This is a genomic window from Microbacterium sp. Leaf351, assembly GCF_001423825.1.
Lineage (GTDB): Bacteria > Actinomycetota > Actinomycetes > Actinomycetales > Microbacteriaceae > Microbacterium > Microbacterium ginsengisoli.
The window spans coordinates 99,498-99,934 of sequence record NZ_LMPK01000001.1 but is presented as its reverse complement, the minus strand read 5'-3'; the positions used below and the strand labels follow the sequence as shown (position 1 = coordinate 99,934).

Sequence of the window (437 nt, the reverse complement as noted above, 5' to 3'; positions counted from 1 at the left end):
CCCACGACTACCACGGCGACCGGCTCACGGTGCGCCTCGACGGCAAGCGCTTCGTCACCCCGATGCTTCTCACGATCATCGCGATCGGCTTCATCGACCTGATCTTCGCGGTCGACTCGATCCCGGCGATCTACGGGCTGACCAACGAGGCGTACATCGTGTTCACCGCCAACGCGTTCGCGCTCATGGGCCTGCGGCAGCTGTTCTTCCTCATCGGCGGACTGCTCGAGCGCCTCGTCTACCTCGCGCAGGGGCTCGCCGTCATCCTCGCCTTCATCGGCGTGAAGCTCGTCTTCCACGCGCTCCACGTCAACGAGCTGCCCTTCATCAACGGCGGCCACCATGTGGAGTGGATCCCCGAGATCCCCATCTGGTTCTCGCTGCTGTTCATCGCCGCCACGATCGCCGTCGCGACGGTCGCGAGCCTGGTGAAGACC

Annotated in this window: 1 pseudogene; it reads left to right on the top strand. The window is 65.0% G+C overall.

The features are described from left to right. Positions 1-437, top strand: a pseudogene (locus tag ASG00_RS15965) (TerC family protein); the annotation flags it as partial.